This is a genomic window from Geothrix edaphica (genome assembly GCF_030268045.1).
Classification (GTDB): domain Bacteria; phylum Acidobacteriota; class Holophagae; order Holophagales; family Holophagaceae; genus Geothrix; species Geothrix edaphica.
The window spans coordinates 526997-549034 of record NZ_BSDC01000002.1; the positions used below are offsets into that span (position 1 = coordinate 526997).

Sequence of the window (22038 nt, forward strand, 5' to 3'; positions counted from 1 at the left end):
CAAGCTCCCTGGAGGTCATCATGCCGTCCCGTCTCGCCCTTCGCCTCGCGGCCGCCGCCCTGCTGGTGGTACCCGCCTTCGCCGCCCGTCCCGTGGACAGCGCAGTCGCCGACGAGGCCCGCCGCCACCTGGACGCCCGCGTCTTCCAGCTGGGCCTGGACCGGAACGCCGGCTTCGCCACCAAGAACGTGTTCGAAGAGGCCACCGGCGAAGCCCATGTCCGCATGAACCAGTTCTACAAGGGCGTCCGCGTCTTCGAGGGCGAGGCCATCGTGCACATGAAGGGCGGCGCCGTCCTCGGCCGCACGGATGCGCTGGTCCGGGGCCTCAACCTGAACGTCACCCCCACCCTCGGTGCCTCGGAAGCCATGGCCGCGGCCCACCAGTTCCTGGCCCCTAAGGGCGCCTACGCCAGCACCCCCACCTCCGAGCTGGTGGTCGCCACCGTCGGCCGGCCCACCCTGGCCTACCACGTCCACACCGAGCTGGAGAACGGCGCCGAGGAGACCAGCCACACCGACTTCCTCGTGGACGCCCACAGCGGCGCCATCCTGGAGCAGTGGAGCACCCTCCACACCGCCACCGGCACCGGCAACTCCCAGTATTCCGGCACGGTCGCCATCAACACTACGGCCAACGGCGCCACCTATGACCTGCGCGACACCGTCCGCGGCATGAACTTCGCGACCTACAACCTCAACCACGCCACCACCGGCACCGGCACCCTCTACAACGATGCCGACAACACCTGGGGCGATGGCGCCAACTACGTCGCCGGTGGCAGCACCAGCAACGCCAACGGCCAGACCGCGGCCGTGGACGCCCACTACGGCGTGGGCCTCACCTACGACTTCTACAAGAACATCCTGGGCCGCAACGGCATCGACGGCAACGGCACCGCCACCTACAGCCGCGTGCACTACAGCAGCGCCTATGACAACGCCTTCTGGTCCGACAGCTGCTTCTGCATGACCTACGGCGATGGCTCCTCCTTCAAGTCCCTCGAGTCCATCGACGTGGCCGGCCACGAGATGAGCCACGGCGTCTGCGCCCGCACCGCCAACCTCACCTACCGCGGTGAGTCGGGCGGCCTGAACGAAGCCAACTCCGACATCTTCGGGACCATGGTGGAGTTCATGGCCCATGGCGGAGGCACCACCACCGTGCCCAACTACACCAACATCACCTCCACCATCAACGTCTACTGGACCGGCGCCACCACCCCCACGCCCTCCACCTCCAAGGCCGTGCCCGCCGCCAACTACTACATCGGCGAGCAGCTCGCCACGGCCAAGTACGTCCGGCCCCTGCGCTTCATGCACAAGCCCAGCCTGGACGGCTCCAGCCCTGACGCCTGGACCAAGACCCTCGGCCGCCTCGACGTCCACTACAGCTCCGGCGTGGCCAACCACTTCTTCTTCCTGCTCTCCCACGGCAGCCAGGTCGACAGCTTCTCCGATGGCATCCAGTCCCCCATGGCCAACGGCGTCACCGGCATCGCCGGCCTCGGCAACGACAAGGCCACGCGCATCTGGTATCGCGCCCTGACGGTCTACATGACCAGCAGCACCAACTATGCTGGCGCCCGGGTGGCCACCCTGAACGCCGCCACGGACCTCTACGGGGCCGGCTCGGTGGAATACAACACGGTGAACACCGCCTGGCTCGCGGTGAACGTGAAGTAGCCTTCCTCCTCCACCCACGCGCCCCGGCCCTGCCGGGGCGCGTTGCGTTCCGGCGGGCTTCCATCGATGCGGCCCCTGGCCGATAGTGGTGCATGATGACCGCCTCCACCCGGCGCACCTGCCCCAGCTGCCAGACCCGCCTTTCTGCCCTCGCGGCGGAATGCCCGGAGTGCGGCCTGACCCTGGCGCCGCCGAAACAGGGGCGGCCCATGCTCTTCCAGGCCTCCGCCCTGGCCCAGGTATCCCTTGAGGCCCCTCCGCGGGCCCTGACAGCCCCCGCCCTGGGTCGCGTGGCAGCCGTGGCGGTGGAGGTGGCCCCGGAGGAACTGGCGCGGCCCGATGCCGCGGTCCCCTCGCCTGGAACCGCACCCCACGGCCAGGCGGCCCTGGGCTTCCAGGAACCGGTCTCGAGCTTCTGGCCCCTGGTGAAGGTGGAGGCCACCGAAGCCCTCCTGCTCCTCCTGGTCCAGGGCCTGGCGCTGACCCTTCCGGCCTGGGCCCTGGGAGTCTCCCCCACCCGGCTCCTGGCCGGAGCCTGGCCCCTGGTGGTGCCCTACCTCCTGGCCGTGTCCTGGATCCTCTTCATGGCCCCCCTGGCGCTCACGGGGCAGTCGCCCCTCATGGCCGCCTTCGGGGTGACCCTCCCCGAGAACTCCCCCGAGCGGCGGATGGCCTTCTCGCTGGTCCACCTGCTGTCGGTGCTCTGCTTCCCCCTCAGCTTCCTCTGCATGGTGCTGGGCCCCCGCCACCGCACCCTGGGGGAGCTGCTCAGCGGCCAGGAGCTGCTGGCCCGCCCCACGGGCCGGATGCGCTGAGCCCTACTCGGGCAGGTGCATGGGCACGGACGTGACGATCACGTCCTCCTTCAGCAGCAGGGCCGCCTTGATCCGCAGAGCGCTCTGGTTGTGCAGGAACTGCTGCCACCACTTGTGGGTGATGAACTCCGGCAGGATGACCGTGATGGCCAGCTCCGGCTCGGCGAGGCGGAGGCGGTCCACCTCCTCCAGGATCGGCTCCACGATCTTGCGATAGGGGCTGGGGACGCAGCGCAGGGGGACCCCCATGCCGTAGATGGTCCAGTCGGCCCGCAGCTTCTCGATGGCGCGGCTCTCCCGGGTGCCGTCGGCGCCCAGGTCCACCGTCAGGGCCTCCACCCGGTCGCCGGCGATGAGGCGCCCATAGAGCAGGGCCTGCACCACCCCCCGGTGGATGCCGTTCACCAGCACCAGGGCGTGGTGCTTGGTGGGGAGGAAGGCGTCCGTGCGGCTCGCCGCCAGCTTGGACTTCACGCCGACGTAGTGGCGGCGGATGTTGAAGTGGACCACCACCAGCACGGGCACCAGCAGGATCACGATCCAGGCGCCGTGGATGAACTTGGTGATGGCGATGTCCAGCAGCACCACGCAGGCGGTGATGGCGCCCAGGCCGTTGATGGCGGCCTTCAGGTGCCAGTGCGTCCCCCGGACCTTCCGCCAGTGCATCACCATGCCCGTCTGGCTGATGGTGAAGCCCATGAACACACCTGCCGCATAGAGGGGCAGCAGGATGTCCGTGTTGGCGTGGAACGTCCAGACCAGGAGTCCCGAGAAGAAGAAGAGGATCAGGATGCCGTTGGAGAACACCAGCCGGTCGCCCTGGCTGGCGAACTGCCGGGGCAGGAACCCGTCCCGGGCCTGGAGGGCCGCCAGGCGGGGGAAGTCGGCGAAGGCCGTGTTCGCGGCCACCACCAGGATGGCGAAGGTGAACCCCTGGACCACGTAGTAGACCAGCTTGGGGAGGCCGTGGCTGACATCCCCGAGGATGGCCTTGTTCAGCTTCGACAGCAGCGTCTCCGCGACCACCGCGGGATCCGCGCTGTGCTGGTAGGTCACTCCGAACCGGTGGGCCAGGAGGGTGATCCCCAGGAACATGACCGCCAGGAGGCCCACCATCCAGAGCATGGTCTTGGCGGCGTTGGGACCGGCGGGGTCGCGGAAGGCCGTGGTGCCGTTGCTGATGGCCTCCACCCCCGTCAGGGCCGTGCAGCCGGCGCTGTAGGCCCGCATGAACACCCACACCATGGTCAGGCCCGCCAGGTGGGAGCCGTGCTGGGCCGCCTGCTGGACCTGGACCGGGCTGGGCCCGCCGGCGAAGACCAGCTTCAGGGTCCCGTAGCCCAGCAGCAGGAAGATGCTGACGACGAACCCGTAGGTGGGGATGGCGAACAGGGCCCCGCTCTCCTTGACGCCCCGCAGGTTCATCAGGGCGATGAAGCCGATGGCCACCAGCGTCAGGGAGACGTTGTGGCCCTCCAGGGCGGGCAGGGCCGCCGTGATGGCCGCCACGCCCGAGGAGACGGACACGGCCACCGTCAGGATGTAGTCGAGCAGCAGGGAGGCGCCCGCCGTCAGGGCCGCCAGGTCGCCCAGGTTCTCCATGGCGACGATGTAGGCCCCGCCCCCCCCGGGATAGGCGAGGATGGTCTGCCGGTAGCTGACCGCCAGGATGGCCAACAGGCCCACGATGCCCAGGGCCACCGGGATGGACCAGCCGAAGATCGCGTGGCCCACGGCGCCGGCAAGGATCCCGGCGCCCGCCGCCTGGATGAGGGATCCCGACAGGGAGGCCATGATCTCCTGGGTGGCGTAGGCCACCGAGGACAGCGCGTCGGAGCTGAACACCGCCAGGGCGATGGGATTGCTGATCTTGGTGTGCTGGGTCTCTTCGCTGGACAGCCGCCGCCCCAGCAGGATCCGCCTCAAGCTCTGCATCCGTGTCTCCCGGACAGAAAGCTACTCCAGTATGGGCTCGAGGTGGTAGGGGATCGAGATGACCACGGTCTTGGGCTTCATGAGCAGGGTGGTCTTGATGCGCCAGGCGGTTTGGTTGTGGAGGAGGTTGGCCCACCAGTGGCCCGTGACGAACTCCGGCAGGATCACGGTGATGGTGTACTCCGGCTCCACGCGGCGCATGCGGTCCAGCTCCTCCACGATGGGCTCCACGATCTTGCGGTAGGGGCTGCGGATGGAGCGGAGGGGGATGCCCTCGCAGTAGCGGGGCCAGTCCGAGCGCAGGCGCTCCAGGGCGGCGCTGTCGCGCCCGTTCTCGTCGGGGAAGTCCACGGTGAGGGCCTCGACCTCGCCGTGGTCCGCGATGACCTTGGCGTAGTTCAGCGACTGCACCACCCCGGAGTGGATGCCCGAGACCAGCACCACCACCCGGTTCTTGCGGGGGCTGATGAAGTCGGCGCGGCTGCCCGCCAGGATCGACTTCACCCGGATGTAGTGGCGGTGGATGTTGAAGAAGCCCATCACCATGACCGGCAGCACCAGCACCACCACCCAGGCGCCGTGGGTGAACTTCGTCACGATGATGACCGCCATCACAACCAGCGTCGTGAGGGCCCCGGCCCCGTTGATGACCGACTTGAGGGCCCAGCGCTGTCCGCGCAGCTTGAGCCAGTGCCTGACCATGCCGGTCTGCGACAGGGTGAACCCCAGGAACACGCCCACGGCGTACAGCGGCAGCAGGTGGTGCTCACGGGCGTTGAAGATCCACAGCAGGACCCCCGACAGGAACGACAGGATGAAGATGCCGTTCGAGAACACCAGGCGGTCGCCCTGGCTCGCGAACTGCCGGGGGAGGAAGCCGTCCCGGGCCATCATGGCCGCCAGGCGGGGGAAGTCCGCGTAGGCCGTGTTGGCCGCCAGACACAGGATCAGCATCGTGAAGGCCTGCATGACCAGGTAGGTGACGTGGGGAAGGCCGGGGCCGTTCCCGAGAATCCGGTGCTCCAGCATGGACAGCAGGGACTCGCCTTCGCCGGTGTACATGATGCCGAAGTGGTTGGACAGCCAGGTGATGCCCAGGAACATGGCGCCGAGCATCAGCACCATGGCCACCATGGTCTTGCCTGCGTTCCGCGCCGTGGGCTCCCGGAAGGCAGACACGCCATTGGAGATGGCCTCCACCCCGGTCAGGGCCGTGCAGCCCGCGCTGTAGGCCTTCATGAACACCCAGATGGCCAGCCAGCCCGGAAGGGGCGGGGCCGCCACCGCGTGGTGCTCGCCGACGGACACGCCGCCCGCGAAGTAGCGCCAGAATCCCAGCCCGATGATCGCGAACATCGAGATCACGAACCCGTAGGTCGGCACCGAGAACACCGCGCCGCTCTCCTTGACGCCCCGCAGGTTGATCAATCCGATGACGGCCACCACGGCCAGCGCCAGGGCCACCCGATGGGCATCGGCCGCAGGAAAGGCGCTGGTGATGGCCGTGACGCCGGCGGAGACGCTCACCGCCACCGTCAGCACGTAATCCACCAGCAGCGAGGCGCCCGCCACCTGGGCCGGCACCTCGCCCAGGTTCTCCTTGGCCACGATGTAGGCACCGCCCCCGCTGGGGTAGGCGAAGATGGTCTGCCGGTAGCTGATGGTGAGGATCGTCAGCAGCAGGACGATGCCCACGGCCACGGGCCAGGACCAGGACAGCACCGCCGGTCCGAAGGCCGCCATGGCCATGTAGGGGCCGAGCACGGCCATGATCTCGCCGGTGGCATAGGCCACGGAGGAGAGCGCGTCCGAGCTGAACACCGCCAGGGCCACCGGGTTGCTGATGCGGGCTTCGTGGCTTTCTTCGCTGGCGAGGCGGCGGCCCAGCAGGAAGCGTCGGACATTGGCCATCTTCGGGGCTCCAGGTTCAGCGGGCCATCAGCCAGAGGCCGGATAGGGTCGCGGCAAGCCCCACCAGCTTGGAGGGCTGGAGCTGCTCGCGGAAAAGAAGAAAGGCCAGCAGGGCGACCAGGACGAAGTTGGCGTTCATGACCCCGATGGCCACGGCGGTCTTGGCTCCCCGGGTGAAGCTCTCGTTCACCAGGATCAGGGCCGTGGCGGTGCAGGCGCCGGCCACCAGACCCCAGGCCACGGCCCCGGCGGACCCGCCGGGGCGGCCCCGCCACAGCCAATAGGCCACGGCCAGGGGCAGCTCCCCGATCACCACCCAGAGGAGGACGGCCGCCGGGCTGAGCCCCCGCTGCCCCGCGGCCTTCATGCCCAGGTTGCCCAGGCCCATGAGGACCATCGATGCCAGTGCCCAGCCAAACCACGCCATACCCATCACACTCCAAGGGAACCCATTATGGCGGTTGCCGCAGGCTGTGGGGACAAGGGTTGACGGAGGCCACACGCATTTTCGCCCTCCATTGGGTGGAGGCGACTCTCCCACCGCCCGGGAGGATGGCTTGGCCATTCCCCGGGGTTACGGGAAACTGGAAGATCAGGAGGCCCGATGGCCCGTTTCTCCAAGCGTGTGGGCCGCGAAGTCCTCGACGGCCACCCCCGCCTGCCCGAGTGGATCACCAAGGAGCGGGTGAAACTCGGCGACCTGCACGGCATGAAGAAGGACCTGCGGGACTCGCACCTCCACACGGTCTGTGAGGAGGCCCGCTGCCCCAATCGGACCCACTGCTTCACCCACGGCACGGCCACCTTCCTGCTCATGGGCGAGGTCTGCACCCGGGCCTGCGGCTTCTGCAGCATCCAGAGCGGCAAGCCCCGCCTCCTGGACCCCCACGAGCCCCAGGAGACCGCCGAGCGCGTGGCGGCCCTGAACCTCCGCTTCGCCGTGCTCACCTCGGTGAACCGCGACGACCTGCCGGACGGCGGCGCCGCCCACTTCGCCGAGACCGTCCTGGCCATCCGCCGCCGCAACCCCGGCGTGGGCGTGGAGGTGCTGGTGCCGGACTTCCTGGGCGACCTGGACGCCGTGGCCCGGGTGGTGGCCGCGGGCCCCACCGTCTTCAACCACAACACGGAGACCGTGCCCAGCCTCTACCCCGAGGTGCGGCCCGCGGGCAGGTTTGAGCGGAGCCTTCGGGTGCTGGCGCATGCGAAGGCGCTGGGGACGGCCCTGTATGGGTCCGGGTTCCGCACCAAGAGCGGCCTCATGCTCGGGCTCGGCGAAACCGAGGCCGAGCTCATGACCACCTTCGAGGCCCTGGCCGCGCATGGCGTGGACATCCTCACCCTGGGCCAGTACCTGCGCCCCACCCGCCACCAGCTGCCCGTGAAGCGCTACGTGCCCCCCGAGGCGTTCGCGGAGCTGGGCGCCAAGGCCAAGGCCTTCGGCTTCCAGACCGTCTACGCGGGCCCGCTGGTGCGCTCCAGCTTCAACGCCCACGAGGTTTCGGGCCTGGAAGGCATCAGCATCGCCTGAGGGACACCCACGCCGAAACCACGGGACTGGTTGTTTGAGTAATAAAAATTATCTGGTTTGAGCCGACCCGCTCGGAGCCAGGTGGATGGACAGCTTGGTGAGGGCCTCGGCCGCGGGGATGAAGAAGTTCATGTTGCCCCCCTTGAGGCCTGTGGCCAGATCCGCGATGCCCACCACGTATCCGGCCGCGTCCACCAGGGGGCCGCCGCTGTTGCCGGGGAGGATGGACACATCGCTCTGAAGGAAACGACCGCCCGGAGCGTCCCGGAAGCCGCTCACCACGCCGCGGGTGACGGACCCATTGAATGTGTCACCCAGGGGGGAACCGATGGCAAACACTTCCTCGCCGGTCCCGGGGTCGCCGGCGCGGATGGGCAGGGGATCAAACGGGATGGCTGCGGTCTTGACAAGGGCGACGTCCCGCTTGGGATCGCAGCTCAGCACTTCACCCGGCAGCACCCGGCCGGTCGCCGTCTTGATCTTCACCAGCTTGGAGTTGCCCAACACGTGATTCGCCGTGAGGAGGTGACCATCCCTGCTGATATAAAACCCCGTCCCGGTTCTGGAGCCGGTCTCCACGGTCACCACGGCCGCCTGGATCAGCGCGCTGTTCTTCACGGTACCGCCGGCGAGGGCCTGGACCGCGGGGAAGGTGAAGGCGGCTTCAGCCTGCGCCGGGCCGGAAGGCAGGGGGGCGACAAGGGCCTCCTTGAAGGAGGGCTGGAGGAAGAGGTTGGACACCAGCGAATCAATCCCGGCATCCACGATCTTCGCCCAATGCATGTCCCGGGTGGGCATCACGAACGAGCCCGTGGAGGTGAACTCGCCCACGACCTTCTGGGTCTTCGGATTGAGCAGGGCCCACTTGGCCTCCAGGGATACGTCCCCTTTTGATTCCACGGTCGTGCACAGGTTCAGGGTCATTTTCTTGAGCAGGACCCCCAGTTCGAGCTCGGCTTCCTCGGGCTTGCTGGTGGACTCGAACACGGAGTCACTGGCCTTCGGTTCGGGGATGTGTTGGGTCGCGAGCTCCTTCTTGATCCGAGCATAGAGCTTGCCCCCCACCACCTTCTGGAGGTTCTCGTTCCAGACGATGTCGGTCGGATTACTGCACCACAGGCTGCGGGTCTGCTGTCCGATCACATCCCCGGTCTTCAGGCTCGCGACGAACCGCTTGAAAACCATTGTGTGGGGAGTGGGCTTGGGGCTCGGTGCGAGCGCGGAGGCTTGTGCGGGCGACGTGGCAGCCGGGCTGGAGGCGCTGGGCGAATCGGCCCAGAGCGCCACGGCCATTCCCAACCCAAGAAGACAAGACAGCGACGTGTGCACGAAAACTCCTCGCGAAGACAGACCCGGAATACGAGGCTGCGTGCACCCCAGGGTTTCTGATCTAAAGGTTATCTGATGCCGGGCCCTAGATCGCGGATTCATCAGGTCCGCGGCGGATGTTGGTCTCCGCGCACTAGACACGCAACCCGTCGCCCGCGACCTGCCACATGTCCCTCGAGCCCTTCTCGGAGCCGAATCGCAAGACCAAGGCTTCGACGTCAAAACCCTGTTCGCTGGTCCCCTTGTGCGCTCCAGCTTCAATGCCCACGAGGTTTCGGGCACGGAGGGCATCAGCATTGCCTGAGGCGGTGGGGGTCGTTAGCGAGCCTTCAAGGCCATGGATGCCTGGAGCGGGTGGTGCTCCACTCGAACCTCGTTCCCAATGTGGATGGTCAGCAGGTCTTCCGCGCCCTGCAGGGGTCCCGTGTAGGTCGTCCGGGTTTGTGCCAGGACCCGCGCCGTATTGGGCGCGTGGGAATAGACCGCCAGGCGGGGCGCCACACGGCGGAATACCGTGCCCGCCTGCTCGGGCGTCGTGTGGTGCGCGATGATCGCGTCGACGATGGCCGGGCTTGGACGGTCCGGCCGGGTGCGGAGCATCTCGGGATCGATGGCCTCGTGGATCAGTACGTCGACACCCCGCGCGTGGCGAATGAGGTTCTCCGAGACACGCGTATCGCCAGAGAGCACGACCGAATGGCCGCCGTAATCGACGCGGTAGCCGAACGCCGGCCCCACCACACCGTGGTCGACGAGAAAAGCCGCCACCGTCAGCCCGTTCTCCTTGAAAACGACGCCTTCCTCCGTGATGTCGTGGCTCACCACCGTGATGCCGGCCGCAGGGAAATGCTCATCGACATCACGCCGCACGTGGATGTCGAAGGCGAAGGCCTGCTGCAGGTGGTTCATCATGTCGCGGGTACCCGTCGGCCCCCACACCGTGAGCGGCACGGCGCGCCGCCCGGCTGCCCAGCCGACCAGCAAGAGGTCGGGGAGCTGGATCACGTGGTCCGAATGCAGGTGCGTGAGGAATACCCGTGAGATCGAGCCGATCGGAATGCCGGCCTGCGCCAGCCGGAGGGTCGCCCCCCGACCGCAGTCGAAGAGGAGGCGCTGTCCGCCCGCCTCGACGAGGATGCTGGCGCCGTACTGCTCCAGGTTGACCACCGGTCCCACGCCCGTGCCGAGCAGGACGACCTTGAGGCTTTCGGGCTGGGGCGCCACTGGGGGTGCCGGAGGGCCGGTCTGCGCCGGTGGGACCCCGGCCGCACGAGCGGCGAGACTCGGGGCAAGGGCCGCAAACACCTGGGCCATAAGAAAGACACCGATGGCGGACGCGCGGTGCTTGGTCATCGGGGCTCCCCGGGGTGGACCAGTGCGGTTCAAGGTGCCATGCCGCCCGTCTTGCCGGCATGGGGCAGTGTGGTGCCCGGCGGACCAGGCCGCAACCGCGAAGGGAGTCCACCTTCTGGTGGGGCCCACCCTCGCAGATCCCGGCGGCCCTCAGCCCCGCCGCGGCTCCACGACGATGGCCGCCGGCTCGGCGGGACAGGCGAAGACGCACAGCCCACAGCCCGTGCAGACGTCCGCCTCCACCACGGGATGGCCCACGGCCTCGCCCTCCCGGGGCTCGGCGATCCGGATGGCTTCTTCGGGATAGGGACAGCGGTCCACGCAGACGCGGCAGGCCCGGGGTTCCCGGTCCAGGTCGCCCCAGGTGGCGCATAGGCTGGGCTTCACGCGGGCGGTGCCCATGCGCACGGCCTTCGGCCCTTCGAGCACGGTGCCATCGGCCCGGACGAGTCGGGGCCACACGAGGGCCTCGTCGTCGCACTCGGCAATGCAGGGCAGCGTGGTGCAGAGGAAGCAGGGGATGCTCCTCGGGTCCAGGTAGGGGGTCTTCAGGCCCAGGCCGGCGCTGGGCCCGGCCTTGAGGATGGCGTTTTCCGGGCAGGCCCGCATGCACTTGTCGCAGCGGGTGCACTTGGTGAGGAACTCCAGCTCGTCCAGGGCCCCGGGGGGCCGCAACAGCTTCGGCCCCAGGCTCGTCACCGCCTCCTCCACGCGGTTCGCCACGAAGCCGGCGAAGAGGGTCCCCAGGGACTTGAAGAAGTCGCCGCGTTCCTGGGGTTCCTCGAGCTTCTTGGCCACGGCTGCTTCAATCCATCAATCCCAGCACCCGCATGGTGGGCCGCAGGGTGCCCCACAACACGGGGTCGAAGCCCAGGGTGAGGACCGCGGCCTTCCCGTCGCTGGCGAGGTCCAGGTGGGCCAGCAGGTCCGCGCTCACCGCCACGTCGCGGGAGCTGGGCGGGGCGGCCACCCAGGCCACGCCGGCCGGGGCGGCCTTTTTGGCCAGGGCCTTCCCCTCCGCGGCGCGAACCTGGAGGATCAGCAGATCACCGTGAAAGGAGGGCACCCGGATCTCCATGAGGCGGCCCTTGCCCGCGACGGGCGCCACGGGCACCACTTCGAAGGCCTGGCGATAGCCCAGCTTGGCCAGGTCGGGATCTTCGCCGTTGAGGACCGCCAGGGTCTGCTCCACGAGGCCGTCCAGCCCCCGGTCGCCCATCCAGGCCACGGAGCGCAGGTGGGTCCCGCCCACCTCGCCCAGTCCCTCGACCAGGGAGGGCAGGAGGGCCAGCACCTGCTCCAGGGCCGGGCGACCCCGCAGCGACTTGGCGCCCTGGGGCCAGGGGCCGACCAGGGGCATGGGATCGATCCTGGCCTCGGGCTCGGAGCGGAGGTCCAGGATGCGGCCGGGGAACCCCTCCAGCAGGTCCGGGTCGGGTGTGTCCGCCAGGATCACCGCGTCCAGCCCCTCCAGCAGGAGGCGGCTCGGCGCGAAGACCACCAGGTCCCCCACCTCCTCCTCCACGGTGAGGGCGCCGATGGACAGGGGCAGCACGGAGGCGTCCCGGGCCTCCAGGGCCCCCACGAGTTCGCGACCCAGCAGGGTCTGGGCGCCGATGACGGCGAGCTTCAGCATGTCGAACCTTTCGATGTCAAACGCGGACGGCGGCCTCGTCGGCCGGGGCATGGTCGTTCAGGGCGGCGGCCACGGGGCCCGCCAGGAAGCGACGCACCTGGTCCCCGGCACGGCCGGTGAAGCGGCTCGCATCCAGCAGGGCCGTCAGCTCCTGTTCCGTCATGGCCCAGGCGGGATCAGCGGCCAGGAGTTGCAGCAGCTCGTTGGGCCGGCCCTCGGCCTTGATGCGGCGACCCGCCTCCAGGGCCGCGACCCGGAAGCGCTCGTGAAGATCCTGGCGATCGCCCCCCCGCTTCACAGCCTCCATGAGCAGGACCTCGGCGGCCATGAAGGGCAGCTCCTGAGCGAGGCGCGCCTCGATCATCTTCGGGTAGACCACGAGCCCGGAGGCCACGTTGCGGAAGAGCACCAGGATGGCGTCCGCGGCCAGCAGGCCCTGGCTGATGGTGAGGCGCCGGTGGGCGCTGTCGTCCAGGGTGCGCTCCATCCACTGGCTGGCGCTGGTCTGGTAGCTGGAGGGCATGAGCCCCAGCACGAAGCGGGCGAGGCTGTTGATGCGCTCCGAGCGCATGGGGTTGCGCTTGTAGGGCATGGCGCTGGAGCCGATCTGCTTCGACTCGAAGGGCTCTTCGACTTCCTTCAGGTGCTGGAGGAGGCGCAGGTCGCAGGCGAACTTGGACGCCGAGGCTGCGATGCCGCAGAGCACCTGGCCGATGCGGTCCTCAAGCTTGCGGGTGGCCGTCTGGCCGCTGACGGGGATGGCCGGGAAGCCCACCTTGGCGCAGAAGCGCTGCTCCAGCTCCTCCACCTTGTCCCCATCCCCCTCGAACAACTCCAGGAAACTGGCCTGGGTGCCTGTGGTGCCCTTCACGCCGCGCACCGGGGTGGTACGGATGAGATGGTCCAGGTCCTCCAGGTCCAGCAGCAGATCCTGGATCCACAGGGTGGCGCGCTTGCCCACGGTGGTGGGCTGGGCGGGCTGGAAGTGGGTGAAGCCCAGGGTCGCCTGATCCTGCCACTGCGCGGCAAAGGCGGCCAGCGCTGCGATCACATCCTGGAGGCGGCGGCGGAGCAGGAGGAGGGCCTCCTGGGCGATGAGCAGGTCCCCGTTGTCCGTGACGAAGCAGCTGGTGGCGCCCAGGTGGATGATGGGCCGGGCAACCGGCGCCTGCTCGCCCCAGGCGTGGATGGCGGCCATGACGTCATGGCGCAGGGCGGACTCATGCTTCGCGATGGCGTCCAGGTCCACCTGGTCCTGGGTGGCCTTCAGCTCCGCGAGCTGGGCCTTCGTCACCGGCAGGCCTAGCTCGGATTCGGCCTCCGCCAGGGCGACCCAGAGCCGGCGCCAGACCCGCTGGCGGTAGAGCGGCGACAGCAGGCGCACCATGGACCGGCTCGCGTAGCGGCTGGCCAGGGGATGCTCGAAACGCTCCAGCTCGGGACCGTCGTGGGGCGGAAGGAAGGGCATGGGAACTCCGGCCCACCAGTGTCTCACAGGCTCCGACCTGTGATCCGGCTCACGAAGAGGGCTCCATGCCGCCCGCGGACCGCGGCTAGGATAGGGGCATCACCCTGGAGCCTCCGCCATGTACGAAGTGATCCGCTCTTCCGATCCCGCTGTGTTCCAGGCCCTGGAGCTGGAGGTGCAGCGCCAGCGGCACCACCTGGAACTCATCGCGTCGGAGAACTACGCCTCCCGGGCCGTCATGCAGAGCATGGGCTCCCACTTCACCAACAAGTACGCGGAAGGCTACCCGGGCAAGCGCTACTACGGCGGCTGCAGCCAGGTGGACATCGTCGAGAACCTCGCCCGGGACCGCGCCAAGCAGATCTTCGGCGCCGAGCATGCCAACGTGCAGCCCCACAGCGGCGCCCAGGCCAACATGGCGGTCTACCTTGCGGCCCTCAAGCCCGGTGACACGGTCATGGGCCTGGACCTGGCCCACGGCGGCCACCTCACCCACGGCCATCCCCTGAACAGCTCCGGCATCCTCTACAAGTTCGTGCCCTACCACGTCCGCAAGGAGGACGAGCGGGTGGACATGGACGAGGTCCGGGACCTGGCCCGGCAGCACCAGCCGAAGATGATCGTGGTGGGAGCCTCGGCCTACAGCCGCACCTGGAACTTCCCCCTCTTCCGTGAGATCTGCGACGAGGTGGGCGCCCTGCTCATGGTGGACATGGCCCACATCGCCGGCCTGGTCGCCACGGGCCACCACCCCAGCCCCGTGCCCCACGCGGATTATGTCACCACGACCACGCACAAGACGATGCGCGGACCCCGGGGCGGCATGATTCTCTGCAAGTCCCAGTATGCCAAGGACATCGATCGCGCCGTCTTCCCGGGTGTCCAGGGCGGGCCCCTCATGCATGTCATCGCCGCCAAGGCCGTGGCGTACCACGAGATCATGCAGCCCGAGTTCAAGGCCTACAGCGGGCAGGTGATCCGCAACGCCCATGCCCTGGCCAAGGGACTCCAGGAGCGTGGCTGGCGCATCGTCAGTGGCGGCACGGACAACCACCTGTTCCTGGTGGACCTGCGCGACCACGACCTCCTGGGCCACGAGGCAGAGGCCTGCCTGCACCGGGCCGGCATGACCACCAACAAGAACGGCATCCCCTTCGACCCCAACCCGCCCCTCAAGCCCTCGGGCGTCCGCCTGGGCAGCCCTGCCCTCACGACCCGCGGCATGAAGGAGGAGGAGATGGATCAGATCGCCCGCTTCTTCGATGTCACCTTGCGGCACCGGGGCGATGAGAGCACCTTCGCCCGCATCCGGCAGGAGGTCTTCCACCTCACGGATCAGTTCCCCATCCCCGAATAGTCCCTCCTGTCTCGGCTACCGCCAAAACGCCCTGCGTTTTGGCGGTATGTTTTTCAAGGGGGGGATGTGGTCGCTGACGGGCTGTTCGTGTATGGGTCCTTGCGGGAGGGCGGGTCGAGCCACGCCTGGCTGATGCGGACCCATCCGGAGGGGCTGACCCGGGCCTGGGTGGCGGGGCGGCTCTTCCACCTGCCGGCCGGCTACCCCGCCCTGGTGCCGGGACCCGAGCCCCCGGATCCGCCCCCGGGAAGGGGTTGGGTCCGGGGCGACTTCGTGGGCTATGACGACGAGGCCGACCTCGACTCGGCCATGGCCGACCTGGACGCCCTGCTGGGCGTGGAGGAGGGCCTCTTCAGCCGGGAGATCCTCCCCGTGCTCCTTGAAAGTGGCCACCGCTACCGCGCCTGGGTCCATGTGTTCCATGTGGAACGCCTGCCCAGGCTGGAGCGGGAGGCCGTGGAGCTGCCCGACGGCGACTGGGCGGCCTACCTCTGACACAGAACAGCGCGGGCAAGCCCGCGCTGTTCTGCATATGCCGAGATCCTCGGTGGAGCTACAACCCCAACTTCGGCTGCTCGCCGCCCTCGTCGGGACCCGGGTGGGCCACCTCGCCCTCAAGGAGTTCGTCTTCCTCATCCAGGGCCATGGCGCTGGCGTCGATCTTGGCGAGGCCCACCACACGGTCCTCGGCGCTGGCCAGCTTGAGGAGGCCGACGCCCTGGGCGTTGCGGCCGGTCTTGCGGACCTCGTCGATGAGGAAGCGGATGACCATGCCCTCCTGGCTGATGAGCAGGCACCCTTCCCCGGGCTTGACGAGCTTGAAGCCCACCACCTGGCCGTTGCGGACCCCGGCGCGGATGTTGATGACGCCCGTGCCGCCCCGGCCCTGGAGCCGGTAGTCCTGGAGGAGGCTGCGCTTGCCATAGCCCTTCTCGCAGACCGTGAGCAGCATGCCGTGGTCCTCGGTGCTCTCGTCGGGCTCCACGCCTTCCGGCAGGTCCGGCAGGGGGTCGGCCACTTCCATGTCCACGATGTGGTCGCCCTTGGCCAGCTTCATGCCCCGGACGCCCGTGGTGGCGCGGCCCGTGGCCCGGACATCCTCCTCGGGGAAGCGGATGGCCTTGCCCTGGGCCGTGGCCAGGACGATCTGCTGGGTGCCCGTGGACCGCCGCACAGCCACCAGGCTGTTGCCATCGTCGATGTTGAGGGCGATGAGGCCGTTGGCCCGGATGTTGGCGTAGGCGGCCAGGCTGGACTTCTTCACGGTGCCGTCGCTGGTGGCGAAGACCAGGTTCTCGCCTTCGGGGAAGTCCCGGAGGGCCATCAGGGTCACCACGTTCTCCCCGTCCTTCAGGGAGATCAGGTTGCGGATGTGCTTGCCCCGGGTGGAGGCGGCCGCCTCGGGCAGGTCGTAGACCTTGAGTGCGTAGACGATGCCCTTGTCCGTGAAGGCCATGAGGGTGTCGTGGGCCTTGGTCATGAAGAGCTGCTCGACGAAATCCTCGTCCTTGGTCTTCATGCCCACCTTGCCCTTGCCGCCCCGGCGCTGGCGGCGGTAGGCATTGAGGTCGGTGCGCTTGATGTAGCCCGCCTTGGACATGGTGACGACCATGGGGTCGTCCGGCACCACATCCTCCATGCGGATCTCGCCGGAGTAGCCCACGATTTCCGTGCGGCGGTCGTTGCCGAACTGCTCGGCCACCTGCTGCAGCTCCTCCTTGATGACTTTCAGGAGCAGCTTCTCGTCGGCCAGGATGGCCTTGAGCTTGGCGATGACCTTCTCGAGCTCGGCCAGCTCGTCGAGGATCTTCTCCCGCTCCAGCCCCGTGAGGCGCTGAAGCCGCATGTCCAGGATGGCCTGGGCCTGCACGGCGGACAGGCAGAGGCCGGGGTCCTTCTTGATGGCTGCGGCGGTGGCGAAGGCCCCGGCCATGAGGCCGGCCTTGGCCTCCTCGGGGCTCTTGGCGGCCCGGATGAGCTTGATGACCGCGTCCAGGTGGTCCAGGGCGATCTTGAGGCCCATGAGGACGTGGTGCCTCTCCTCGGCCTTCCGCAACTGGAACAGGGTGCGGCGGGTCACCACCTCGCGGCGGAAGCCGATGAACTCCTGCAGGATCTCGCGGAGGGTGCAGACGCGGGGCTGGCCGTTCACGATGGCCAGCATGGTGATGGGGAAGCTGTTCTGGAGCTGGGTCTGCTGGTAGAGCTGGTTGAGCACGATGTCGCTGGGCTCGTTCTTCTTCAGCTCCACCACCAGGCGGATGCCCTCGCGGTCGCTCTCGTCCCGCAGGTCGCTGATGCCATCGATCTTCTTGTCGCGGACCAGCTCGGCGATCTTCTCGATGAGGGTGGACTTGTTCACCTGGTAGGGCAGCTCCGTGAAGACCAGCTGCTCGCGGTCGCCCGCCCGCCGGATCTGCTCCACGTGGGACTTGGCCCGCACCACACAGCGGCCACGGCCCGTCCGGTACGCGTCCACGACCCCCTCGGTGCCCAGCATGATGCCGCCGCCCGGGAAGTCGGGGCCCTTGATGTGGGCCATCAGGGCTTCCATGGCGATGGTCGGGTGGTCGATGAGGTCGATCAGGGCCCGGCAGCACTCCCGCAGGTTGTGGGGCGGGATGCTGGTGGCCATGCCCACGGCGATGCCCTGGGAGCCATTCACCAAAAGGTTGGGGAACCGGGCGGGCAGGACGAGGGGCTCCTGCATGCTGCCGTCGTAGTTGGGTCCGAAATCCACCGTGTCCTGGTCGATATCGGCCATCATCTCGTTGGCGACCCGGGACAGGCGGGCCTCGGTGTAGCGCATGGCCGCGGCGGAATCGCCGTCGATGGAGCCGAAGTTGCCCTGCCCATCCACCAGCACGTGCCGCATGGAGAAGGGCTGGGCCATGCGAACCAAGGTGTCGTAGATGGCCGAGTCGCCGTGGGGATGGTACTTACCCATCACGTCACCCACGGTGCGGGCGGACTTCTTGTAGGCCCGGTTCCACTCGTTCCCGGCCTCCTTCATGGCATACAGCACCCGGCGATGCACCGGCTTGAGGCCGTCGCGCACGTCGGGCAGGGCCCGGCCCACGATGACGCTCATGGCGTAGTCCAGGTAGGACTTCCGCATTTCCTTTTCGATTTCCAGGGGTTCGATACGGTTCAGGCTCATGGGTTTCCCGGTGTTCTACGTGGAACTCTGCTCGACATCCTGCAAAAACAGAACTTAGATGTCGATGTTCTCCGCGAGGAGGGCGTTGGTCTCGATGAAGCGGCGACGGGGTTCCACGGCATCGCCCATGAGGACGGTGAAGATCTCGTCGGCCTCCACGGCGTCGTCCACCCGGACCTGCAGCAGGGTGCGGCGCTCGGGGTCCATGGTGGTCTCCCAGAGCTGCTCGGGGTTCATCTCACCCAGGCCCTTGTAGCGCTGGATGCCCAGGCCCCGCTTGCCTTCCTCCAGGACCATGGCCAGCATCTCTTCCGGGTCGGTGAACACGTGCTCCTTGTTGAGCTTGGGCGCGCCCTCTTCGGCCTCGTCCTCGGCCTCCTTGTCCTTGGGGGCGTCCTTGACGTCCTTGAGGCGGCGGAGTCGCAGCTCGCCCCCACGGAAGCCTGCAAGTTCGACCTGGAGGGTGGCCAGGCGGCGGAACTCGCCCCAGTGGGCCACCTGGCTGTCGATCCAGAGGGTGATGGGGCGGCTCAGGTGCATCCGCACCAGCTTCAGGCGGTGGGCGGCGGGCACCAGTACGGGAGCGGCCCCCTCCCCTTCCCCGGGCAGTTCCATGGCCTCGACGGTCTCGATCTCACAGGTACCGAGCTTCTCGCGGGTGATGGCGGCCGCCAGCTCCTCCAGGCCCTCGCGGCTCTGGAACCGATCGGCGTCCAGGAGGCCATCGGCCAGGAGGGCGCGCACCAGGGGCCGGGCATAGCCCCGGCGATCCAGCTTGCCGAAGAGCTGCTGCACCTCGCCCCACTTCTTCATCTCGCGCACCAGGGTGGCGCCCTTGTGCTCGGTGCCATCGGGCAGGCTGAGGGTCCAGCCGTCCAGGGCCTTCTGGAAGAGGAACTCCTCCAGGGCCCTTTCGTCCTTGAGGTACTTTTCCGTCTTGCCCTTCTTCACCTTGTAGAGCGGGGGCTGGGCGATGTAGAGGTGGCCCCGCGCCACGAGTTCGGGCATCTGCCGGTAGAAGAACGTGAGGAGGAGGGTGCGGATGTGGGAGCCGTCCACGTCGGCGTCGGTCATCAGCACGATCTTGTGGTAGCGGAGGTTCTCGACCTTGAACTCCTCCTTGCCGATGCCCGTGCCCAGCGCCTGGATGAGCACGCGCAGCTCGTTGTGGCCGAGGATCTTGTCGAAGCGGGCCTTCTCCACGTTCAGCACCTTGCCCTTGAGGGGCAGGATGGCCTGGGTGGCCCGGTGGCGACCCTGCTTGGCGCTGCCGCCGGCGGAGTCGCCCTCCACCAGGAAGATCTCGCTGAGGGCCGGATCCTTCTCCTGGCAGTCCGCCAGCTTGCCCGGCAGGCCGCCTCCGTCCAGGGCCCCCTTGCGGCGGGTCAGCTCGCGGGCCTTGCGGGCCGCCTCGCGGGCCCGGGCGGCCTCGATGGCCTTCTCCAGGATGGCCTTGGCCTCCCGGGGGTTCTCCTCGAAGAACGCGGAGAGCTTCTCGTAGACGATGGTCTGGACGATGCCCTTCACCTCGCTGGAGACGAGGCGGTCCTTGGTTTGACTGGAAAACTTGGGATCAGGGACCTTGGCGCTAAGAACCGCCGTCAGGCCCTCCCGAACGTCCTCGCCCGAGAGGCTCACCTTGGCGCTCTTCAGCAGGTTGTTCTTCTCGGCATAGCTGTTGATGACGCGGGTCATGGCGGCCCGGAAGCCCTCCAGATGCGCGCCGCCATCCCGGTTGCGGATGTTGTTCGTGAAGCAGTAGAGGGTCTCCTGGTAGGAGTCGTTCCACTGGAGGGCCACCTCGACGGTGGTGTCCTGCTTCTCGTCCTTGATGTAGATCGGGGGCTTGTGGAGGACCGGCTTGTTGCGGTTCAAGTGCTCCACGAAGGCGCTGATGCCGCCGGCGTTCATGAAGTCGTGGGTGTCGCCGGTGCGCTCGTCCGTGATGCGGATGTGGACGCCCTGGTTCAGGTAGCTGAGCTCCCGCAGGCGCTGGCTGAGGGTCTCGAAGCTGAAGTCCAGGACGTTGTTGAAGACCTCGGGATCGGGCTGGAATCGCACGCGGGTGCCGCGCCGCGCCGTGGGCCCGACGGGCTTCAGGGGGGCGTCGGCCTTGCCCTGGGAGAAGGTCATGGCGTATTCCTGGCCCTCCTTCCAGATGGTGAGGAAGAGCTTGGAGGACAGGGCGTTCACGCAGGACACGCCCACCCCGTGGAGACCGCCCGACACCTTGTAGGCGTTCTTGCCCTCGGTGCTGGTGTTGTCGAATTTCCCGCCGGCATGGAGCACCGTCATGATCACTTCCGCGGCGCTGCGGCCCTCCTCCTTGTGGATGTCCACGGGGATGCCGCGGCCATTGTCCTCCACGCTGCAGCTGCCGTCGTTGTGGAGGATGACGTCCACACGGGTGCAGAAGCCCGCGAGGGCTTCGTCGATGGCGTTGTCCACCACCTCGTAGACCATGTGGTGCAGGCCGCTGCCGTCATCGGTATCGCCGATGTACATGCCGGGCCGCTTCCGGACGGCCTCGAGGTCTCTCAGGACCGTGATGTTGTCGGCGGTGTAGCTGTCGGTTTCCAGGGGAGTGTGGACACGGGCGCGGGAGACTTCTTCAGACATCAAGACTCACTTGGTTGGGTTCGGTGGTGTGCGGTACGGTGCTGCGGGCGCCGCTCAGGCGGTGGCGCTGGTGGCGAAGCGAACAGGCATGAGGACGTAGCGGAAGCTGAAGTCCTCGAGGCTGGGGGACATGAACACCCCCTGGCCCACCTCGTCCTTGAACTGGTAGACCACCTCGTCGCCCGGGAGCCGCTCCAGCAGCTCTGTGAGGTAGTCGATGTTGAAGGCCAGCTCGAAGGGCTGTTCCTCGCCCGTGAAGGGCAGCGTGGCCTGGTTCACGCCCTCGTCGGGGTGCTGGAAGACCGTGCGGAGGTTGGGGAATTCGTAGAACAGGCGCACGTTCTTGTTGTAGTCGTCCTTTTTCAGGCCCACGAAGCGCAGGGTGCGGAGGAAGACCTCGCGGTCCATGATCACGCGCTTGGGCAGCTCGGCGGGCAGCACCTTCTCATAGGCGGGATAGTTGCCCGTGACGAGGCGGGTGCTGAACTTGAGCCCCGGCTGGTCCAGGAATAGCGTGGTCCCGTCCCAGCAGAGCTCCACCTCGCCCTCGTCACCCAGCAGGGTGGGAATGAGGTCCAGGGCCCGCTTGGGGACGATGAGCCGGACCTCGTCCTTCAGCTTCGTGTCGCAGGGGACCTCGGCCACGGCGAGCCGGAAGCCGTCCGTGGAGACCACGCGCACGTGGTGCTTGGAGAGGTGCACCAGCACGGCGGATAGCGTGGGCTTGGTGGCGTCCTTGCTGACGGCGATGGAGCCCAGCTGGATGGCGCGCTTGAAGCGCAGCACGGGGATCTTCACGACGGGAAGCTGCTTGCCTGGCCCGGGCAGCTCCGGGAAGCCTTCGCCGGGCTGGATGTTGTGCTCGGAGTTCATGCCCTTGGCCCGCAGCCACAGGCGACCGCCGGCATCGGGGCACTCCAGGCTCAGGATCCCCTCGGGGAACACGCGGACGGTCTCGATGAACTTCTTGCCGGGCACGGCCATGGTCCACTCGCCCTGGCCCTCGCCAGGCACGGTGGCCTCGAAGGCCAGCTCCATGTCCGTGGCCTTCAGCACAACCTCCTTGGGCCGCACGTCCACGAGGATGTGCTGGAGGATGGGCAGCGTGACCCGGCGGTCCAAGGCGTGCTTCAGGATCCCCAGGGTGCGATCCAGACGATCCTTGGAAACCTGTAACTGAAGACTCATGAATCACCCTTGATGATGCTGAAGCCCAGGACAACCTGTGGAATGACGTCT

The 22038-nt window shown here is 67.9% G+C and carries 16 protein-coding genes; 5 read left to right on the plus strand and 11 right to left on the minus strand.

Annotated elements, in window-relative coordinates; genetic code table 11:
• The first annotated feature begins 20 nt into the window (after nucleotides 1-20).
• Together QSJ30_RS10235 and QSJ30_RS10240 are read left to right on the plus strand one after the other, a co-directional pair.
• Nucleotides 21-1685 carry a M4 family metallopeptidase gene (locus QSJ30_RS10235; RefSeq protein ID WP_285608891.1) on the plus strand — a complete coding sequence of 555 codons (1665 nt, stop codon included), beginning with the start codon at nucleotides 21-23 and terminating at the stop codon, nucleotides 1683-1685.
• Nucleotides 1686-1777: 92 nt separating this feature from the next.
• Complete coding sequence (locus tag QSJ30_RS10240; RefSeq protein ID WP_285608893.1) at nucleotides 1778-2500, plus strand: hypothetical protein; 723 nt, start codon at nucleotides 1778-1780, stop codon at nucleotides 2498-2500.
• A gap of 3 nt (nucleotides 2501-2503) precedes the next feature.
• Here QSJ30_RS10240 and QSJ30_RS10245 read toward each other — a convergent pair whose 3' ends face one another.
• Genes QSJ30_RS10245 through QSJ30_RS10255 form a run of 3 tightly spaced genes read right to left on the minus strand, consistent with a single transcriptional unit; the run spans nucleotide 2504 to nucleotide 6773 of the window.
• Nucleotides 2504-4435, minus strand: a complete 1932-nt coding sequence (locus QSJ30_RS10245; protein ID WP_285608895.1) for an APC family permease — start codon at nucleotides 4433-4435, stop codon at nucleotides 2504-2506.
• A 21-nt stretch (nucleotides 4436-4456) separates the two neighbouring features.
• Nucleotides 4457-6346 (minus strand): APC family permease, encoded by a 1890-nt coding sequence (locus QSJ30_RS10250; protein WP_285608897.1) that lies wholly within the window; start codon nucleotides 6344-6346, stop codon nucleotides 4457-4459.
• A 16-nt stretch (nucleotides 6347-6362) separates the two neighbouring features.
• On the minus strand, nucleotides 6363-6773 hold the full coding sequence (locus QSJ30_RS10255; RefSeq protein ID WP_285608899.1) for an EamA family transporter: 411 nt from the start codon (nucleotides 6771-6773) through the stop codon (nucleotides 6363-6365).
• Between the two features lie 177 nt (nucleotides 6774-6950).
• On the opposite strand from QSJ30_RS10255, the gene lipA reads away from it, so the two are divergent.
• Nucleotides 6951-7877 (plus strand): lipoyl synthase, encoded by a 927-nt coding sequence (lipA, locus tag QSJ30_RS10260; RefSeq protein ID WP_285608901.1) that lies wholly within the window; start codon nucleotides 6951-6953, stop codon nucleotides 7875-7877.
• A gap of 48 nt (nucleotides 7878-7925) precedes the next feature.
• Here lipA and QSJ30_RS10265 read toward each other — a convergent pair whose 3' ends face one another.
• The 5 genes from QSJ30_RS10265 to purB form a co-directional block, all read right to left on the minus strand.
• Entirely contained in the window at nucleotides 7926-9020 is a 1095-nt protein-coding gene (locus tag QSJ30_RS10265; protein ID WP_285608903.1) for a S1C family serine protease, read from the minus strand.
• A 504-nt stretch (nucleotides 9021-9524) separates the two neighbouring features.
• Nucleotides 9525-10559 (minus strand): MBL fold metallo-hydrolase, encoded by a 1035-nt coding sequence (locus tag QSJ30_RS10270; RefSeq protein ID WP_285608905.1) that lies wholly within the window; start codon nucleotides 10557-10559, stop codon nucleotides 9525-9527.
• Nucleotides 10560-10709: 150 nt separating this feature from the next.
• Nucleotides 10710-11357, minus strand: a complete 648-nt coding sequence (locus QSJ30_RS10275; RefSeq protein WP_285608906.1) for a 4Fe-4S dicluster domain-containing protein — start codon at nucleotides 11355-11357, stop codon at nucleotides 10710-10712.
• Between the two features lie 7 nt (nucleotides 11358-11364).
• Nucleotides 11365-12195: a hypothetical protein gene (locus QSJ30_RS10280; RefSeq protein ID WP_285608907.1), complete on the minus strand. Its 831-nt coding sequence runs from the start codon at nucleotides 12193-12195 to the stop codon at nucleotides 11365-11367.
• 16 nt (nucleotides 12196-12211) lie between these two features.
• Nucleotides 12212-13663 (minus strand): adenylosuccinate lyase, encoded by a 1452-nt coding sequence (gene purB / locus QSJ30_RS10285; RefSeq protein WP_285608908.1) that lies wholly within the window; start codon nucleotides 13661-13663, stop codon nucleotides 12212-12214.
• Between the two features lie 118 nt (nucleotides 13664-13781).
• On the opposite strand from purB, the gene QSJ30_RS10290 reads away from it, so the two are divergent.
• Both QSJ30_RS10290 and QSJ30_RS10295 read left to right on the plus strand, forming a co-directional pair.
• Nucleotides 13782-15020, plus strand: coding sequence for a serine hydroxymethyltransferase (locus tag QSJ30_RS10290; protein ID WP_285608909.1), 1239 nt, complete (start codon nucleotides 13782-13784; stop codon nucleotides 15018-15020).
• 66 nt (nucleotides 15021-15086) lie between these two features.
• Nucleotides 15087-15515, plus strand: a complete 429-nt coding sequence (locus QSJ30_RS10295; RefSeq protein ID WP_285608910.1) for a gamma-glutamylcyclotransferase family protein — start codon at nucleotides 15087-15089, stop codon at nucleotides 15513-15515.
• Between the two features lie 58 nt (nucleotides 15516-15573).
• Here QSJ30_RS10295 and gyrA read toward each other — a convergent pair whose 3' ends face one another.
• From gyrA to dnaN, 3 genes are read right to left on the minus strand one after another with little or no spacing between them, the layout of a single operon-like run.
• Nucleotides 15574-18180, minus strand: a complete 2607-nt coding sequence (gene gyrA, locus QSJ30_RS10300) for a DNA gyrase subunit A (RefSeq protein WP_285608911.1) — start codon at nucleotides 18178-18180, stop codon at nucleotides 15574-15576.
• Nucleotides 18181-18234: 54 nt separating this feature from the next.
• Nucleotides 18235-20799: a DNA topoisomerase (ATP-hydrolyzing) subunit B gene (gene gyrB, locus QSJ30_RS10305; RefSeq protein WP_285608913.1), complete on the minus strand. Its 2565-nt coding sequence runs from the start codon at nucleotides 20797-20799 to the stop codon at nucleotides 18235-18237.
• A 54-nt stretch (nucleotides 20800-20853) separates the two neighbouring features.
• The gene (dnaN, locus tag QSJ30_RS10310; protein WP_285608914.1) at nucleotides 20854-21987 is read right to left on the minus strand and encodes a DNA polymerase III subunit beta; all 1134 of its coding nucleotides are present in this window, start codon (nucleotides 21985-21987) and stop codon (nucleotides 20854-20856) included.
• Nucleotides 21988-22038: the final 51 nt, after the last annotated feature.

Excerpts from the sequence above, each read along its gene's own strand:
- QSJ30_RS10280 (WP_285608907.1), bottom strand. The coding sequence starts at position 12,195 with ATGCTGAAGCTCGCCGTCATCGGCGCCCAGACCCTGCTGGGTCGCGAA.
- QSJ30_RS10250 (WP_285608897.1), bottom strand. The coding sequence starts at position 6,346 with ATGGCCAATGTCCGACGCTTCCTGCTGGGCCGCCGCCTCGCCAGCGAA.
- purB (WP_285608908.1), bottom strand. The coding sequence starts at position 13,663 with ATGCCCTTCCTTCCGCCCCACGACGGTCCCGAGCTGGAGCGTTTCGAG.
- QSJ30_RS10235 (WP_285608891.1), top strand. The coding sequence starts at position 21 with ATGCCGTCCCGTCTCGCCCTTCGCCTCGCGGCCGCCGCCCTGCTGGTG.
- gyrB (WP_285608913.1), bottom strand. The coding sequence starts at position 20,799 with ATGTCTGAAGAAGTCTCCCGCGCCCGTGTCCACACTCCCCTGGAAACC.
- QSJ30_RS10240 (WP_285608893.1), top strand. The coding sequence starts at position 1,778 with ATGATGACCGCCTCCACCCGGCGCACCTGCCCCAGCTGCCAGACCCGC.
- lipA (WP_285608901.1), top strand. The coding sequence starts at position 6,951 with ATGGCCCGTTTCTCCAAGCGTGTGGGCCGCGAAGTCCTCGACGGCCAC.
- QSJ30_RS10255 (WP_285608899.1), bottom strand. The coding sequence starts at position 6,773 with ATGGCGTGGTTTGGCTGGGCACTGGCATCGATGGTCCTCATGGGCCTG.
- gyrA (WP_285608911.1), bottom strand. The coding sequence starts at position 18,180 with ATGAGCCTGAACCGTATCGAACCCCTGGAAATCGAAAAGGAAATGCGG.
- QSJ30_RS10245 (WP_285608895.1), bottom strand. The coding sequence starts at position 4,435 with ATGCAGAGCTTGAGGCGGATCCTGCTGGGGCGGCGGCTGTCCAGCGAA.
- QSJ30_RS10270 (WP_285608905.1), bottom strand. The coding sequence starts at position 10,559 with ATGACCAAGCACCGCGCGTCCGCCATCGGTGTCTTTCTTATGGCCCAG.
- QSJ30_RS10290 (WP_285608909.1), top strand. The coding sequence starts at position 13,782 with ATGTACGAAGTGATCCGCTCTTCCGATCCCGCTGTGTTCCAGGCCCTG.
- dnaN (WP_285608914.1), bottom strand. The coding sequence starts at position 21,987 with ATGAGTCTTCAGTTACAGGTTTCCAAGGATCGTCTGGATCGCACCCTG.